Source organism: Nostoc sp. NZL (assembly GCF_015714705.1).
GTDB lineage: Bacteria > Cyanobacteriota > Cyanobacteriia > Cyanobacteriales > Nostocaceae > Nostoc > Nostoc foliaceum_A.
In genome coordinates this window covers 1-14,332 of the sequence record NZ_WBKL01000036.1, presented here as the reverse complement: position 1 = coordinate 14,332, position 14,332 = coordinate 1, and the positions used below count along the sequence as shown (strand labels likewise).

The 14,332-nt window shown below is 38.6% G+C and carries 23 protein-coding genes; 2 read left to right on the top strand and 21 right to left on the bottom strand.

Annotation, left to right across the window (positions count from 1 at the left end; all coding sequences use genetic code 11):
* Positions 1 to 60: 60 nt before the first annotated feature.
* From F8R90_RS04900 to F8R90_RS04810, 19 genes are all read right to left on the bottom strand, one after another.
* Complete coding sequence (locus F8R90_RS04900; RefSeq protein ID WP_196509811.1) at positions 61 to 1,140, bottom strand: DUF5131 family protein; 1,080 nt, start codon at positions 1,138 to 1,140, stop codon at positions 61 to 63.
* 81 nt (positions 1,141 to 1,221) lie between these two features.
* Positions 1,222 to 1,530 carry a hypothetical protein gene (locus F8R90_RS04895; RefSeq protein ID WP_196509810.1) on the bottom strand — a complete coding sequence of 103 codons (309 nt, stop codon included), beginning with the start codon at positions 1,528 to 1,530 and terminating at the stop codon, positions 1,222 to 1,224.
* The gene (locus F8R90_RS04890) at positions 1,527 to 2,066 is read right to left on the bottom strand and encodes a hypothetical protein (RefSeq protein ID WP_196509809.1); all 540 of its coding nucleotides are present in this window, start codon (positions 2,064 to 2,066) and stop codon (positions 1,527 to 1,529) included. Before F8R90_RS04890 ends, F8R90_RS04895 begins: the two co-directional genes overlap by 4 nt.
* Before the next feature lie 206 nt (positions 2,067 to 2,272).
* Positions 2,273 to 2,929, bottom strand: coding sequence for a hypothetical protein (locus F8R90_RS04885; RefSeq protein ID WP_196509808.1), 657 nt, complete (start codon positions 2,927 to 2,929; stop codon positions 2,273 to 2,275).
* A 49-nt stretch (positions 2,930 to 2,978) separates the two neighbouring features.
* Positions 2,979 to 3,155: a hypothetical protein gene (locus F8R90_RS04880; RefSeq protein WP_196509807.1), complete on the bottom strand. Its 177-nt coding sequence runs from the start codon at positions 3,153 to 3,155 to the stop codon at positions 2,979 to 2,981.
* An 84-nt stretch (positions 3,156 to 3,239) separates the two neighbouring features.
* Complete coding sequence (locus F8R90_RS04875; RefSeq protein WP_196509806.1) at positions 3,240 to 3,686, bottom strand: hypothetical protein; 447 nt, start codon at positions 3,684 to 3,686, stop codon at positions 3,240 to 3,242.
* 29 nt (positions 3,687 to 3,715) lie between these two features.
* Positions 3,716 to 3,937, bottom strand: a complete 222-nt coding sequence (locus tag F8R90_RS04870; protein ID WP_196509805.1) for a hypothetical protein — start codon at positions 3,935 to 3,937, stop codon at positions 3,716 to 3,718.
* Positions 3,938 to 4,191: 254 nt separating this feature from the next.
* Positions 4,192 to 4,518: a hypothetical protein gene (locus tag F8R90_RS04865; RefSeq protein ID WP_196509804.1), complete on the bottom strand. Its 327-nt coding sequence runs from the start codon at positions 4,516 to 4,518 to the stop codon at positions 4,192 to 4,194.
* Between the two features lie 40 nt (positions 4,519 to 4,558).
* Positions 4,559 to 5,044 carry an SLOG family protein gene (locus F8R90_RS04860; protein ID WP_196509803.1) on the bottom strand — a complete coding sequence of 162 codons (486 nt, stop codon included), beginning with the start codon at positions 5,042 to 5,044 and terminating at the stop codon, positions 4,559 to 4,561.
* Entirely contained in the window at positions 5,041 to 5,301 is a 261-nt protein-coding gene (locus F8R90_RS04855; protein ID WP_196509802.1) for a hypothetical protein, read from the bottom strand. The genes F8R90_RS04860 and F8R90_RS04855 overlap by 4 nt, the downstream gene beginning before the upstream one ends.
* Positions 5,302 to 5,409: 108 nt before the next feature.
* Positions 5,410 to 6,036 carry an alpha-ketoglutarate-dependent dioxygenase AlkB gene (locus tag F8R90_RS04850; RefSeq protein ID WP_230966108.1) on the bottom strand — a complete coding sequence of 209 codons (627 nt, stop codon included), beginning with the start codon at positions 6,034 to 6,036 and terminating at the stop codon, positions 5,410 to 5,412.
* Positions 6,037 to 6,133: 97 nt separating this feature from the next.
* Positions 6,134 to 6,475, bottom strand: coding sequence for a hypothetical protein (locus F8R90_RS04845; RefSeq protein WP_196509801.1), 342 nt, complete (start codon positions 6,473 to 6,475; stop codon positions 6,134 to 6,136).
* A gap of 138 nt (positions 6,476 to 6,613) precedes the next feature.
* Positions 6,614 to 7,081: a zinc-finger-containing protein gene (locus tag F8R90_RS04840; RefSeq protein ID WP_230966107.1), complete on the bottom strand. Its 468-nt coding sequence runs from the start codon at positions 7,079 to 7,081 to the stop codon at positions 6,614 to 6,616.
* A gap of 57 nt (positions 7,082 to 7,138) precedes the next feature.
* On the bottom strand, positions 7,139 to 7,522 hold the full coding sequence (locus F8R90_RS04835) for a hypothetical protein (protein WP_196509800.1): 384 nt from the start codon (positions 7,520 to 7,522) through the stop codon (positions 7,139 to 7,141).
* Positions 7,523 to 7,565: 43 nt separating this feature from the next.
* On the bottom strand, positions 7,566 to 7,961 hold the full coding sequence (locus F8R90_RS04830; protein ID WP_230966106.1) for a DUF4326 domain-containing protein: 396 nt from the start codon (positions 7,959 to 7,961) through the stop codon (positions 7,566 to 7,568).
* A 92-nt stretch (positions 7,962 to 8,053) separates the two neighbouring features.
* Complete coding sequence (locus tag F8R90_RS04825; RefSeq protein ID WP_196509799.1) at positions 8,054 to 8,464, bottom strand: hypothetical protein; 411 nt, start codon at positions 8,462 to 8,464, stop codon at positions 8,054 to 8,056.
* A 152-nt stretch (positions 8,465 to 8,616) separates the two neighbouring features.
* Positions 8,617 to 8,958, bottom strand: coding sequence for a hypothetical protein (locus F8R90_RS04820; protein WP_196509798.1), 342 nt, complete (start codon positions 8,956 to 8,958; stop codon positions 8,617 to 8,619).
* Positions 8,959 to 9,041: 83 nt separating this feature from the next.
* Positions 9,042 to 9,401 carry a hypothetical protein gene (locus F8R90_RS04815; protein ID WP_196509797.1) on the bottom strand — a complete coding sequence of 120 codons (360 nt, stop codon included), beginning with the start codon at positions 9,399 to 9,401 and terminating at the stop codon, positions 9,042 to 9,044.
* Between the two features lie 78 nt (positions 9,402 to 9,479).
* The gene (locus tag F8R90_RS04810; protein ID WP_196509796.1) at positions 9,480 to 9,647 is read right to left on the bottom strand and encodes a hypothetical protein; all 168 of its coding nucleotides are present in this window, start codon (positions 9,645 to 9,647) and stop codon (positions 9,480 to 9,482) included.
* A gap of 18 nt (positions 9,648 to 9,665) precedes the next feature.
* On the opposite strand from F8R90_RS04810, the gene F8R90_RS04805 reads away from it, so the two are divergent.
* Entirely contained in the window at positions 9,666 to 10,529 is an 864-nt protein-coding gene (locus tag F8R90_RS04805) for a DNA cytosine methyltransferase (protein WP_196509795.1), read from the top strand.
* A gap of 40 nt (positions 10,530 to 10,569) precedes the next feature.
* Positions 10,570 to 10,953 (top strand): ribonuclease HI, encoded by a 384-nt coding sequence (locus F8R90_RS04800; RefSeq protein ID WP_196509794.1) that lies wholly within the window; start codon positions 10,570 to 10,572, stop codon positions 10,951 to 10,953.
* A gap of 36 nt (positions 10,954 to 10,989) precedes the next feature.
* Here the strand turns inward: F8R90_RS04800 and F8R90_RS04795 are convergent, their stop codons facing one another.
* On the bottom strand, positions 10,990 to 12,657 hold the full coding sequence (locus tag F8R90_RS04795) for an NACHT domain-containing protein (protein ID WP_196509793.1): 1,668 nt from the start codon (positions 12,655 to 12,657) through the stop codon (positions 10,990 to 10,992).
* Between the two features lie 93 nt (positions 12,658 to 12,750).
* On the bottom strand, positions 12,751 to 14,332 hold a 1,582-nt coding region (locus F8R90_RS04790; protein WP_196509792.1), incomplete at its 5' end, for a pentapeptide repeat-containing protein.

Here is a 14,332-nt window from a genome sequence, read left to right as displayed (position 1 = left end):
CCTAGCTATTTAATAAAACTATTGACTAAAACAGGTTGAATCCAAATGCGTTTTGAATTCTTATAGGGCATCGGGAAATTGTCTGATTTGCAATTCTGCGGGGAACTCTTCTAGGATTCCACCCTTGCGATCGCTAATCTTGTGCATGGTGAGAACTTGATTTTCTTCATCCCAATGAGCCACAGGTTTAGCGCCAAGTTGTTTGACAAATACCGGGACTTCAGCGAAGTTAGCTTGTTTGATGAGCGATCGTAAATGCTCAAGATAAGTTGGTCTAGCTTTTGCGCCTGACTCTCCGCCAACAATAACCCAATCAGGACGCGGCGCACATTCAGTACAGATTGCCGCCCCAGCTACGGGCGCAACGTTAATAGCATAGAGTTTGCCTTGTTCACCACAAGCATCACACATACCTTCACCAATAAACTCGCCCAACCATTGCGACAAATCAACCTCCTCCAGTAAAGGTTCACAGCTAAAAAAGTGTACTGCTGCGGGAGTTTTTAGCAAATAATCAATATCTTGGGCATCCTCCTGCGTGCAAACAGAATGACCCAGCCAAATATGCTCTAGCGGTAGCTTGAGATTTTTGGCTTGTTTCAACAACCAGTCACTATCCAGTGAACCTTCAAGCATTGTCTTTACTTTTCTGCTGGGATTGTCCATAACTGTGTCCCAAGCCAGAATTAGAGCATTTTGGATTTTCTCTGTACGATCAGGAGCGGTGAAGTATTCCATCATTCGTTGTGGGCGTTTGGTCAGGATTTGGTATTTGTTCCAAGCACCCAAAATCATGTAGGCGATCGCTCGGTCTACAAACTCAAACGGAACATCCTTATGAAACAAGTCTGCCATGTTGCAGACAAAGACTAAATGAGAATCTTGCCAACTTCCCCAGTTCAGAATCCAGCCCAATCTATCAGGATGGCATTTTACCAATCCTGACCATTGCAGCTTGCCGTTAGCCGTTTTTACAACTGTATCTTTGTACGGTTCTGAAACCTTGGGATTAGGATTGTGCGCGAGTCGCCAACTATCCTTTAAGGCATAGCAATTTATGCAACCTTCACTTGCAAACTCACAGCCAGTTACAATTGGCCATGTGCCTTTAGTCCACTGAATTGCAGAATCTTTACTCATTTATTGCGCTCTGTAATAACTAAATTCATCAAGCGATAGCATTTAATAATTAGGCTGGGAAAACTCCCAACCCATTAATTATTACTTCTTCCAATTTCTAGGGTTTTCTGGTGAGGCTATAGCTTCATCATGTTCACAATTGATAAAGGCTAAATTAAACTGTTCTTCAGCCAGTTCCAAACCCAGAGTTTCAAACTTGAGGTAGGCTTTTTCATCCCAGAACAGTGATAGTGCGATCGCTTCAAGTAACCGCGCGTTATAATCTGTCAGTTCCCCATGAGCATCTAATAACTCAATGACCTCTAACAAGCGTTGCTTTGGTGGCTTATGACGATAAGACTTGTTTGCAGTCAACAATGCTTTTGGTATAAATCCTGTTAGTAATTTCATATTTTAACTTCATATTTTGAACAATGATTAGCAAGATATTCGGCTACGTGTAAATGGTTGGTTTCATCAGGAAAACATTCACAAAAGAAAGAACCTTCACTTCCGGCATAAGTTATTCCACGTCCGTAACATTCTTTGCAGTTTGGATCTGGTGCAAGATCCTCTGGTGAGATTGGTATCCCTGAGTTTTCCTGTCCACATTCAGGATGTTCACACCGCCATTCAAACTCTGAATCATCAAAGTCTGATTTTTCTAATAATTCAGGTGGAAGATTAGCAAACATCCATTTACATTGAAAACATGATTTAGTTGGTTTATGAGTATCATCTAATTCAGCCTTTAATAGCTCAGTAGGTTCAAAGAAAGAACAATCTTGAGCAATTTTAAAAAGTTCAGATTCCTCATCAACCTCAAATTGTGATACCTTTGGATGATTACAGTAAAATTCCAATTCTGGTTCGCCTTCTCCCATACTCTGAGCGTTATAATAATGCTCGTGATATTTGCAATCTAGACAACTAAAATCTATTTCCATTGCAGTAATTTATAAATAATCATCACTGATAGGCGACAGCATTAAAAAAAGACTGCGATCGCATCAGTATCTCTACGAAATGCGATAACGGTTAATTAACCGATGTTTATAACCATATTTCCTAATTTAAAAATTGTTTTTCACAAGTACCAGCATTAAAAAATGAGCCGGGATTGCTCCCAGCCCTGCACTATAAGTAGCTAATACTAACCTTTAGTACCTTTCAATTGCTTTTTACTAGGCGTAGATGGCAACTGTTCTAGTTCTTCAACTCCGCCCACAATTGCTGCTACTTCTGTCGTAGAAAGTCCATCTAAACATTGCATAGTGCGAGTACCTTCAAGGTCAATTAATGTTGGATTACTTTGCAGAAAACCAGCAATTTGCTGCAACTGCTTATTTTCTTCTTCACCTTCCCGCTTGCGCCAGCCAAAGTTAATAGTGTAGTAAGTTGAATTATCTTTACCAGCTTGTTTTTCAAAGCCAATAGTAAAGATTCCTGTACCTGGGTCTTCCTCACCAATCACTTCTTGAACTTTGGCGAATAAATTTGAAATGTTTTGCTTTTTGATATAAGCAACGCAAACAGTGTTAGTCGGTAAAACTTTTGGACTTACATTCGGAGCCGGGATAAAGAATATCTGCATCCATTGGCCAACGTATTCCAAACCTAAACTACCAAAATACTTGCTGACTTTTATAATTGCAATGTCAACCGTTTCATTTGAGCTAGTTCTACGATGAATGTCCTCTTGACCCCCGACAAAAATACCGCCAAGCTTACAGTTTAAACGTGCTGAGTAGGGAATTTCAGGCAAGCAAATCGAATCACTTGGTTTCGTTCCAAATACTGAGAATGTCATCTAATTTCCTCAAAAATTACATCACTTCAAAATTCACAAAATCAAAAAATCAGTTTTTAATCACTGGTAATATTCCAGCGATCGCTTCTCTATCTGAATCCCAGCCAAAGCCAGGATTATTAGCATTAGCTATTTCACAGACTTTGATTATTTCGTTAAGCACTTCGGCAATGCTGTAATGGTTAATCAATGTTGCAATAACATCATTGAGTTGCGTTGTGTCCATGTTCAATAATTAAAACACCAAAACCACAAAGCGACAGCATTGATGCAATAGTAGAGGAATTAACCTCTACACTATGCTTACATTTTAATTCAAATAAACCGACAAATTAGGAGACAAATAAGTAGATAATTGCCGATGCTTTTCGTAGTTATTTCTAAGTCGAGAAATATAACGACTGGATAACAGCTTTTGCTTTTTGCTCTCCAACTGGGCGATCGCTTCTTGCAATTGCTGAATTTCAGAATCGATTTGTTGAATCTCAGCCGAATACTTTTCGTTTAGCTTGGCGATCGCCCCAGTAAGATCAGATTCCAATCGACTTAATTTCAAGTCATCCTTGGCAGTGGGAAACTGTTTTTTGAATACCAAAACAATCTTCCCGTTATTCTCTTCTCGATACACTGTCTGATTTTTGTTATTGTTAGCAACTTGCAAAGCTTCGACAATTGCATCGGGCATTAATGCGTCAATTTCATGTTGAATTGCATTAATTTTTGAACGCAGGGTCAATAAATGTTGTAGAATTTGCATGGTAGAATGGTATCGAAAAAAACAATTATTTACACGGAGGCTGCCTCGGCAGTCTTTTTTGTTTCAGTATTAATCAAAGACTCCAAAGTTTGTACGTCAAATTGAATCAAACCTTTAGCACTTTGTTGAAATAGCTTGAATTTCTCAAGCGAGTATTGACTATTAACAAATCCAGTCATCTCTAGGAATTTGTAATAATCAATTTCCCAGTATGCAGAAGATAGAGCGGTTAGAAAATCTTGAGTTGTCATAATTAATCTTGTTGAAGTAGAAGAACTGCTTTGATACTTTTGGAATTCTGCGGGATTAATGAAACTCTTGTACTTTTTGCAAATCTGAGTAAAAGTACAGAGACTTTCTAGATAAACTATGCAAATCAATCCAAAAAATCAACATCAAAAAGCGACAGCATCAATAACAAGTAACTTGCTCTGATACTGTGAAATAACATTAGAGTAGCGTTACGGTATCTTCAATAAATGCAGTAAAACCACGCCAGTAGTGATTAATGGATATTCACTATTTTTTTACTCATTGAATGTTGCTTAGATAATTCATTAAAAACCCTACGGATATCTGTAATTCTCAGGTTTTTGTAGTTAGTTGTGCCAATACCGTATTGTTGCCAAAAACCAATTGTCTGGAAATAAACGCAGAGATAATATCCATAATCAGGTAATATCAGTACCGGACACTTTAGCCCTGTATAATATGGTTTAAATTCATTGATGGGTTTTCCTAAATCTTTTAAACTACCCTTATTAACTAACCAAAAGTCAGCATCTACAAAATTATTTCTGACAATCCAATTAAAACAAGAAGTATTTTCCAACTTGCTTCCCAAAACACAACGGAATCGGGAAGCGATAGCATCAGAATAAACTTAGTTGTCTGGGTTCAATTAGCGTAATTTCCAAGGTTTTGGGATTCAACTTAATGATTGGGAGGTTGTGAGCGATCGCCATACTGACACTTAATGCAGTACCCCCAGTCAGCCGTCCATCATACACGGCTAGACAAATGTCAGAACAATTAGCCATGTATTTATTCCTTACCTGCATACAACCTGGATAGTACACATCAGTAAGTATGATTTTCTTAGGGGTGTAGAGTAGCAATTCCTCGTATCTCGCCTTTTGCTCAAGACTCCAGAACCTACCTTGATTCGCGCACGGTATTACAGCTGTCCAATCTAATCTACGTTCAATCAGGATATCTGCAATATTTTGGTCTGTTCCTATTGCCATCCCGTTGAAAAACTCGGTCACACCTCGTTGAATTGCGAAGTCAATCAAGTTATCTAGTTGAGCGATTGCAGATTCTGATATGACCCGATGCCCTGTAATAAATGCTTTCATTTGCTTAATGCCTTAATCGCACTATCAACAAATCTCTTAGTTAGCTCTATGCGCTGTTCTGGGGAGAAGGAACTGTTTTTATTCAGGTTCTCTAACTGATATTTTGCTGAATACAGACAGTTTAAAGCTATAGCTTTCTCTGTGTCGTCTGGACAGCTAAAACTATCGTCATAGAGTTCAGGATATTCCGGTTCATATCTAACTTCTGCGGTTGGCGCTCCGTGAGCGTCAATTATTTGGCGGGTGTAGTCTGGCATTTTTAATCAAAGTTACACATCAATCCCTGAAAGCGACAGCATTAATTAATATTCGTTTTGTAGAATACAGCGATCGCCTCAACTAAGAAGCGACCGGCTACAATCAAATCAGTAAACTTGTCGAATAGTCAAATTCAATCTACCGCCACTTTTTAACAAGTTATAAGTGCCAGGAATTATCTTCTTAACTCCGTGAAAAAGCAATCGAGATTCACTATTCATGATGATTATGTCACCACTTTTTAGCAGAATTTCTTTGGTAGCATCAGACCGTTTAGTACCGCCTACGAGGAAAACTGCATCATCGCCAAGACTAATCGAAATAATAGCTGGCTTTAGATTTTGCTCGGAATTATCTTGATGTAAACCAAGTCTACCACTGCTTTTGTAATAGTTGATTAAGCAGGTCTGTGGAATATAATCAAGTTCACCAATCTGTGTGGCTAAAGACTTACTGAGATTATAAATTATTTCTGGTATTGGAGCGAATTGCTTACCAGTATTTGGATGAATTTCAGAATATCGATAACCACTTCTATCAGAAATCCAACCATAACTACCACAACTGGTCTGTTGACAGTTGAATGGTTTACCAGATGGCATTTTAGGAGTGTAAAGAGGTGATATTCTGGCAACTTCACGGCAAGCTTGTATAACTTGACTTTGCTGCTCTAGAGATAAATATTGCTGTAAGTGAATCATAAAGTAAACTTCAAAAACTAAATTAAATTCCATCTGCGACAGCAGTCTAATGCAATTAAGTCGAATAAAAAAAAGCCCTAATTCCCACAAGGGGAACTAGGACTTTCAAATCAAACTAATAAATCAGATATTAGTACGGAGGATAATTATCACTATTATCCATTTCAATATCTTGAGGAGTCGCAGGAACACTAGCTGTACCATTGATTTGGTTACGCTTGTTGTAATACCTACTTCTTTCTGCAACTAAATCAGCCTCGGTATAACCTAAATTTGCAATGAACTTATCAAACTCAATTTGACTCATATCATGAATCTCGTGAGCTTGCCATTCTTCAGCAAATAATTGATAACCTTCTAAGCCTTTAACTTCTTTATTCTCAATCTTGTACTGTTCCCAAGCAAGGATACGAATAGCATCTTTGAGTTGAGAAAGTCTTTTAACTGATTTAGAAAGAATGTTGATAGCCATAATGAAAATCTCCAAAAAGAGAAAAACGTCACTTCCCTTGCGCGACAGCGCCCTCGCCGAAAAACTTTAGGTATATGTATTATCTGGGCGATCGTTAACTATCTAAGCTCTATAAATTAAATTAGGATTATCACAAAATCATTTACTAGTGTAGTATGGCAAACAAATCTCAATTACAAGTTTACATTGTTCTTCGTCAAACATTCCAATATGTGTAATTTTTCTATCGATTCTCATTTGTTGGGCTAACCATTTATAACCAGACTTTCTAGCTTTAGTTTTACTACAGCGATCACGCTTCATTTTCGCTTTCCACATCGGATCAAAAAGAGCGTGAGCTTGATTTCTTAGCATTCTTAATTCACTATTTGCAAGACTTCCTAAAGCTATGTTTGTACCTTTGTGACATCCGACATAAGCATCACAATCACGACAAAGGTAAATCATTCCGTAAGACTTGCCGTAGATTACAGAGCTATCAACAAATTCAGTGTGTTTGTTACAGTAAGGACAAATTTTACCTTGATTTATTTCCTTCATTATTTCACCTAAGTCTAAAATAAAACCATACTCCTTAAGCGATAGCAACCTAATTGACTTAAGCATTGCGATCGCTGAAAATAAAAAGCCCCAACCTCTACATAGGAAGTTGAAGCTATCAAATCAGACAATTACAGCAATTACCTTAGTGCGCTTGACTTTAGCAATATTGTCACGAGTACCTTTACTACGTCCGTCCCATATTGCTAAACCATAATTAGCGATCGCACAAAGTTGAGTATCTCTATCGACGTAATTACCAGCAATGCCAACTGTCGGGTAATCGTTACTGTTTCTGGGACATCCCAAGCCGTTGAACATTGCATAGTAAACTGTCACTTTCTCATAACCTTTGAGTCTGAGATATTGCTGAATTAAAGCATCAACACCTGGGGCATCACCGATAATTATCTCAAAGCTAAGTTCGATGATTTTGTCGATAGAGGCGATGGCTTCTTTGGGCAACTGTCTAATAGACCGACTGCCTGAAATCATGACTATAGTCATTAGGCTATACCAAACTAAATCAACTTCTTGTAGCGACAGCTAATTACACCAAACTTTGCTGCAAAATCCAATTCACACATCTGATAATTCCGTCGCCGTGACACTGCCAAGGATGACAATAACAAGTTAGTTCAATATCCTTAACATCTTCGCCGTTGTTTTTCTTGGCACGACGTTCTTTAACCTGACAAGCAATATCTTTAATTTCCATCACAGTATCGTCACATTCACCAGTTTCAGACCAGAGCTTAACTTTCTTCCAAAGGTACAAATCAAACTTCTGGCAGACCTCCCGGCGATCGCCATCTTTACCGATTATGTACGGATTGTGTAACGGACTTTGAGGTAGTGAATAAGGTTGGCTTTTTCTACCAATGTAGATTTTACTTTCACCGATAAAGCCGTGAGTTTTACCATTTACAACTTGAATGATATCCATAATTCACCTAGTTTAATAATTTCCAGAACAGCGCCCCAACATAGGGGCAACTGTAACTATTTGTTCACACATTCATCAGCCAATATCAAGCACTAAACCTGAGTCAATAACCACTCAACACAGCGCTTAATCATTTCTGCGTGGGGGCGATCGCTAGCATAAATTAGCTTGACATAACCATGCTCTTTAGCAGCTTCAACTAAGAACATAATTGGTTTGAACCACTTGCCTCGATACCACCTTGATTCTTCGCCATAGAGCTTCAATTCTCCAGCTTTGTAACGTGGTAGATATTGCTTGATTTCTTGCCAAAGTTGTTGACGAACTTGTTCAGTAGTCCATTGACCTCTGTAGAGACGGGAATACCGTAAATCATCGTCATCGCCCCATCCACCGCAGACATTAAAGCATTTGTCTGAAAGTCTAAAACCAACTTTCTCTAATCTGAATTTATTGGGGTCGAATTGCTCAAGAATAACTGTGATAGTTTCAGTAGCAGTCATATCAATTAATCTCCAAATGAAATCGACACCTCTACGCGACAGCGCCTCAGCACCAAGTAATCACTGATTACAAATCAATAATATATAAAGCATTTGTCAAAATCAAAACAGTTAGCGTTATTGATTCACTAATAACGCTATATGCTTGTTTGTTATTTATCGAGGCAGTTCATAACCTCAAAGTTCAGTGCATCAGCAGCTAAATTAATCTGTTCCCAAGTCTCTTGATTGTTTACAAATAAGTCTTTGACATATAGGCTAGGATTGCTGTTAGGTAAAGTCATCATTTTAATTCCCATCTTTTCGCTATCCGCCAAAACAGTTTTTATAGCATTCAGCAGATCATCACCGTATTTGTTCTGTAAGGTTCCTTGTACACCATGCAAGTTAGCATGGCTTTCATCTTCATATCTAATAACTGCAATCCATTTGTTTTCATCACCAGGGTACTGCTGTTTGATGCTAACTCCAGTAGTAAATAATTCTCCAATCATTGTCTTGACCTCTTAAATTTAATCAAAACCTAAAAACGACGGCAATAGCATTACTGCTTGTTCAATAACGCTATTGCCATTTGTTATCCTAATTTAACTAACTCAACAACTGATTCTGGTAGCAATCCACGTATCTTAATTTCAAGTGAAAACCCTAGTACTCGTTTTGCTTTTCTGGGTTTGCCATCATCTTTGTCAAAGTAGCCATTGTGAGCGATCGCCAAGTCTCTAAATCTTGGAAACTCTAGCTCATTCCTTAATCCAATATAAGTGATAAAGCTAGTAAACCCAGAATCTAAATCTGGTGACTCCTCCCAGTTAAATTGATTGCTATAAGTTCCACATATTACAATGCGGTTGCTCAATTTAGCCACCAAATAATTACCATGTGGTGAAGATTGTAAAACCTGACATTTAATGCCTGAAAATTTAATTTTGTTCATGTTAAAATTAACCTAATACCTGTATTTTAGAACTGTGGGGAGTTCTGCTTCTCTCCCCACTTAATTAGTTGGCGCTAATTAGTTAATGTTCTGTTTTGATTTGAGGAACAAGTAGTCTTGGATTGACAGACTAGCACCGGACAAGATTAAAGAAAGATTTTCATCTTTTTCTAAATTTGCAAGTAAGTTAATCTTTGCTACTAGTTCCAACAAATCAGACTTACTCAATGTTTGCTGAGTTTGCATGATAGTAAACCTCACTAAATGATAGAAATCACTCCCTCAAAGCGACAGCGTTTATTATCATTTCCTTTGACTTGCATTGACTTTTTTGCAGGTATTGGGGCATGGGAGCTAGCGGCGGAAATTGTCAGTGAGATTTATGGTTTTAATTGCTTTCATACGTTTGAGTTTGTAGAAATTAGAGGTACTGCACAAAAAGTATTGCGATCGCACTACCCGAATATTCCCATTCACTCAGACATCAAAACCTATCAACCAACTCCAGAACAAGCTGATGTCTACTTCATCTCATTTCCCTGTACCGGGACAAGCAATGCCGGGAAACGAACAGGACTTGAACACCCAGAATCAAGCCTGTGGTATGAATCTTTGCGGTGTATCTGCTTCGGGCGGCCAAAGTTCGTGGTTGTGGAGCAGCCTGAAGGATTTATCTACAGAGGACTTCGAGCGGCTATTGCCGGACTCAGAATGGCAGGCTATCAAACAGAAGTTGAGCTTATCTCGGCGGCGGAGCTTGGCGCACCGCACGAGCGAAACCGAGTATTTGTTGTTGGACACCGTAACAACTTATCCTTGCAGCAACGGCAAGGGTGGCGATGCTGGAACCAACAAATTGGAAGTCACATTGCGATCGCAAGGTCGTTTATCCACTACCCAAAAACTCAACCCCTTAGTATGCCTATGGATGATGGGATTTCCGGCTGGTTATCTGGAGTTACTTTTTCCGGCTGGTGGAAACATAACCCACGACCAATTAGTTCTGGAGTTCAACCAAGAACCCCTGGTAGAAGAGAAATAATAAATTTAGTCGGGCGGTCAATAGTTCCACTTCAAGCAGCGATCGCATTGATGAGATTGAAGTTTCTCGTAGAGTTATTAGATTAATTGCTGTCGCTTGCAGGGGGTGTTGTTGTGTCTCAAGGAAATGAAAATCACTATTTACTGTGATGGAGCTTGTGCGGGTAATCCTGGCGTTGGTGGTTATGCTGCTATTCTGACTTCAGAGAAATATCTACCTAAAACTGTTAGTGGTCGTGTTGAGGAAACTACTAACAACCGCATGGAAATAATGGCGGCTTTGGCTGGACTACGCGCTCTCAAATGCGCTTGTGATGTCGAGATAATTTCTGATTCCCAGTACCTGGTCAACACCATGTCTAAAGGCTGGAAACGGAAAGTCAATCTCGACCTATGGCAAGAAATTGATGTAGCCGCCGATATTCACAACATAACCTGGACTTGGGTTAAGCGAAACTCGTTACCTCAACTTGAGGAGTGTGACGCGATCGCCAAATCTCACACGAACTAGTCAAGGTTAGTTACAACCACCCTAGTGGGTGGTTTTTTAATTCTGCTTAGGCATTTCGGCGAAGTGGTCTTGCAGCAGTTTGTGGATGAAACGGTAGCGACCACCAACACGCTGGAGTAACATACGCTCTGTGCAGTAGTCGAGGAAACGGGCGTAGTTCCAGGGGATGTAGCCGTTGCGGTAGAGAATACGGCGGAGGAAGAGATGTTGAACATTAAATTTATTTTTTATATTTTCGTTAGTATCAAAACCAAAGAAAAAGATTAATCCCCAATATAAGCTAAATAAAAAACTCAAAAGCAATGCTATATAATAATTGTTAAAAACTGCCCAAAAAATAGATGTAAATATTATAAATAGGAAAATCACATAAATTAACATAGTCCATATTTTATAAATAAAAATATCAATTTCACTTTTTAACCAAGAACCATTAATATTTTCAATCAAAAATTCTGTTTGTGAGTTTTTATTTAGCATTTTAGCTAGGATTACAAGATAGTTTAAAGTTTTTTCCCTTGAGAATGTGTACTCATTAATATTATCTTTTTCACTAGAAATTTCTCTTTTTAGCATCCTTTCTCTATACGATTTCAGCAAATAATCAGCTTTTTGTTGGATAGAAATTGATTCTTGCCACTTGCTAATAGAAAAATTTTCGCTATCGCTATATGTCAGAACGGTAATATTTAAAAACAAAGGTATTTTTACTAAATCTAAAATTTCTGGATTGTCTTTAATGCTATTCCAAATTTCAATAAGGTTAATAGTACTAAGATAGTCCTTAATTTGTTTTTCAGTTAAAGAGCGTAAATATATGGCTCCCTGAAGTTGAAGTTGTATTTCAAGACTTTCATATTCTTTAATACGACTAGCAACAACAAGCTTTGAAAATTGCCACTCTCCTTGAAGTAATTCATTAATAGCTTCAACACATATTTTTTGCCTTGTAGGCTCACCTTCATCCAGACCATCTAAGAAAAGTAATAGCTGCCCCTCTTTGATCCAGTCCATAATCACTTCATTTGAAAATCCGTGTTTTGACTGAATTTCTGATATTAGCCATTTTAAAAGTAACGGCTTTGGCTTGTTATTTTGATTATTTTTGTTATTTTTTTTTGATTCTTTCCACTTCTCTATAGCTTGGTCATTTTCTTTCCAAGAAGAAAGATTAAGTAATACAGGAATGGGATAATCTTCTTTTTCTTTAGTGCGTTGAATAATAACTTTTGCTAATTCTAGCAAAGTAGTTGTCTTCCCTGCTCCTGGCTCACCTAAGATTAACAGTTGACCATTAACAGAATCAAAGACTTCCAAAATAGTAGTATTCTCTGGGATGGGTTCAGGAGGTTTCAACCCAATTTTTACGAGAGCATTCAAAGGGTTATTCACCTGTTGAGGATGTGATTCTATCCCTAAGTTTATCAATGAAGCATTATGTAAAGACTTCTTTAGCCGGTATTCAACTTCGTCTTTAACTTTTACAAGCAATCTCTTCTTATAGTTTATTGATGTTGTTGTCTGCTTATCAACTAAAAAAGTCAAGGTTTTAACTATAAAGTTATTATCACCCTGAATTTGGATATTATCTTCACCTATTGTAGCCTGCTGTCCACTAACGAATCTTGAATTATTAGCCTGCTGTTTTATCCCTTGCTCAGGCGAAGATGGTTGATTGTCATCAGAATTCTCAGACTGGTTCATGCGAAACTTTTAGTAGTATTAAAACTTTGGTTAACACCAAACACAGCAAGGACTTTTCTAAACTCGTTTGGTGTTTTCTATTGAGGCTAATATTTACTTGGAGTTCTTTTTAAAATCCTCGAAGACTCCAATCACAAAACTCGCTGCGGGATGACTAAGAAGTTGTTCTAGAGCAGCCGTACCACCTGCCTCTAAGGCACTAATTATTTTCTGCATTAAAGTTGGGTTATTTTCGACGTGTTTCTTGGCTTCTATTGCAAGTACCATTTTTTCAGAGTTGGTATTGGTAGGATAAGACTGGCTTAATTGCTCTAGTAATTGCTGAATTTCTGCTGCGGCTTCTGCAAGATTTTGTTTTTTTTCTGGTGCAGAATTAGGATGGTTATTAACTATCTGTTGGCTACCAGATTCAGCCTTATCAACAACGTTAAATTCACGAGAATTAGGAAAATTATATTTAGTGTTATAATTTTCGTCGTTATTCTTATTCATAGATAGCTGATTCTCGCCTCCTTGTGCTGCTTGTTGCCCTTGGCCAAATTGACTATTATTTGCACTTTGATTAATTCCCCCTTGATTTTGATTCACAGTACCTACCTCTTCTACTTGGATATTTGAATAAAAGCTAGGGCGCTCTAACGCCGTCGTCACCATATTCTCTAATCTGCGGATTTGATTATCTTTTTCTACTAGTAATAATTTAATTTCTCTGGCCGGAAGATTTTTGAGTTGATTATAGTTGGCGAAATATTCTGCATTCAGTTCAGACTTATCAGCTTTTGGTGCGGTTTTAGCACGAAGTAAAAACTTATCTTCGCCCCGCACTTCCATCCCGACAATCCGTAAATCCGCCTCTGGGTGATTCTCTGCTAACTGCTTAAAGGAAATTGCGATCGCTCTTGGGTCAACACCTTGGTTATGGTACAAATCCAGTGTGTCAAAAATTGGTTTGATAAAATCACCAAACTCCCCATCTGCAAACACTTCTTTATTGTTATCTGGTTTGCGGAGGGGGTCAGGGTTTTCTTTGGTGGGTAAACGCATGAAGACATATTCACAACTGACCCCATGCAATTTAGTTGTATTTGTAATACCCCAATCTTCAATGAATGCACCTGTGAGGGTTGCACCTGTGAAATCGGTTGCATCTAGTTGGGTTTGTTTGAGTTTGGCTCTGGATAAATCAGCATCTTGCAAATTAGCTTTACTGAGGTCAGTGCCGATAAAGCTGGCATCTGCTAGGTTTGCTGTTTGTAAGTTGATACCCCGCAGATTTTCACGGTCGAAGTTTTTGTCTTGTCCCTGTCCGGTAACTAGTAGTTGACGTACTTGTGAATTGTGCAGATAGGTTTTACCAGGGCGAACACGGTCAAGCATCGTGGCTTGATGCCAACGAGTAAGGGTGAGGATGGCGTTGCGGAAATCTGTACTTTTGAGTGTGGCTTGGGTGAAGTTGGCATTGGTCAAGTTGGCGTTACGAAAGCTTGTACCGCCTGTAGCTGCAAAGGCAACGGCAATATTACGAATTAGGGAATATTTCTCATTTCCTTTCATGGCTTGCCAAGCGATGTAAATGCTTACTAACGTTCCGGCGACGGCGAAGGCTCCGGCGACGGCTCCGGCGAAAGCTCCGGCTCTGGCTCCAGCGAGAAATCCAGCGAAGGCTCCGGCGACG

Bases quoted from the DNA above. Each gene is read 5' to 3' on its own strand.
- F8R90_RS04900 (WP_196509811.1), bottom strand. From the start codon at position 1,140: ATGAGTAAAGATTCTGCAATTCAGTGGACTAAAGGCACATGGCCAATT.
- F8R90_RS04895 (WP_196509810.1), bottom strand. From the start codon at position 1,530: ATGAAATTACTAACAGGATTTATACCAAAAGCATTGTTGACTGCAAAC.
- F8R90_RS04890 (WP_196509809.1), bottom strand. From the start codon at position 2,066: ATGGAAATAGATTTTAGTTGTCTAGATTGCAAATATCACGAGCATTAT.
- F8R90_RS04885 (WP_196509808.1), bottom strand. From the start codon at position 2,929: ATGACATTCTCAGTATTTGGAACGAAACCAAGTGATTCGATTTGCTTG.
- F8R90_RS04880 (WP_196509807.1), bottom strand. From the start codon at position 3,155: ATGGACACAACGCAACTCAATGATGTTATTGCAACATTGATTAACCAT.
- F8R90_RS04875 (WP_196509806.1), bottom strand. From the start codon at position 3,686: ATGCAAATTCTACAACATTTATTGACCCTGCGTTCAAAAATTAATGCA.
- F8R90_RS04870 (WP_196509805.1), bottom strand. From the start codon at position 3,937: ATGACAACTCAAGATTTTCTAACCGCTCTATCTTCTGCATACTGGGAA.
- F8R90_RS04860 (WP_196509803.1), bottom strand. From the start codon at position 5,044: ATGAAAGCATTTATTACAGGGCATCGGGTCATATCAGAATCTGCAATC.
- F8R90_RS04855 (WP_196509802.1), bottom strand. From the start codon at position 5,301: ATGCCAGACTACACCCGCCAAATAATTGACGCTCACGGAGCGCCAACC.
- F8R90_RS04850 (WP_230966108.1), bottom strand. From the start codon at position 6,036: ATGGAATTTAATTTAGTTTTTGAAGTTTACTTTATGATTCACTTACAG.
- F8R90_RS04845 (WP_196509801.1), bottom strand. From the start codon at position 6,475: ATGGCTATCAACATTCTTTCTAAATCAGTTAAAAGACTTTCTCAACTC.
- F8R90_RS04840 (WP_230966107.1), bottom strand. From the start codon at position 7,081: ATGCTTAAGTCAATTAGGTTGCTATCGCTTAAGGAGTATGGTTTTATT.
- F8R90_RS04835 (WP_196509800.1), bottom strand. From the start codon at position 7,522: ATGACTATAGTCATGATTTCAGGCAGTCGGTCTATTAGACAGTTGCCC.
- F8R90_RS04830 (WP_230966106.1), bottom strand. From the start codon at position 7,961: ATGGATATCATTCAAGTTGTAAATGGTAAAACTCACGGCTTTATCGGT.
- F8R90_RS04825 (WP_196509799.1), bottom strand. From the start codon at position 8,464: ATGACTGCTACTGAAACTATCACAGTTATTCTTGAGCAATTCGACCCC.
- F8R90_RS04820 (WP_196509798.1), bottom strand. From the start codon at position 8,958: ATGATTGGAGAATTATTTACTACTGGAGTTAGCATCAAACAGCAGTAC.
- F8R90_RS04815 (WP_196509797.1), bottom strand. From the start codon at position 9,401: ATGAACAAAATTAAATTTTCAGGCATTAAATGTCAGGTTTTACAATCT.
- F8R90_RS04810 (WP_196509796.1), bottom strand. From the start codon at position 9,647: ATGCAAACTCAGCAAACATTGAGTAAGTCTGATTTGTTGGAACTAGTA.
- F8R90_RS04805 (WP_196509795.1), top strand. From the start codon at position 9,666: ATGATAGAAATCACTCCCTCAAAGCGACAGCGTTTATTATCATTTCCT.
- F8R90_RS04800 (WP_196509794.1), top strand. From the start codon at position 10,570: ATGAAAATCACTATTTACTGTGATGGAGCTTGTGCGGGTAATCCTGGC.
- F8R90_RS04795 (WP_196509793.1), bottom strand. From the start codon at position 12,657: ATGAACCAGTCTGAGAATTCTGATGACAATCAACCATCTTCGCCTGAG.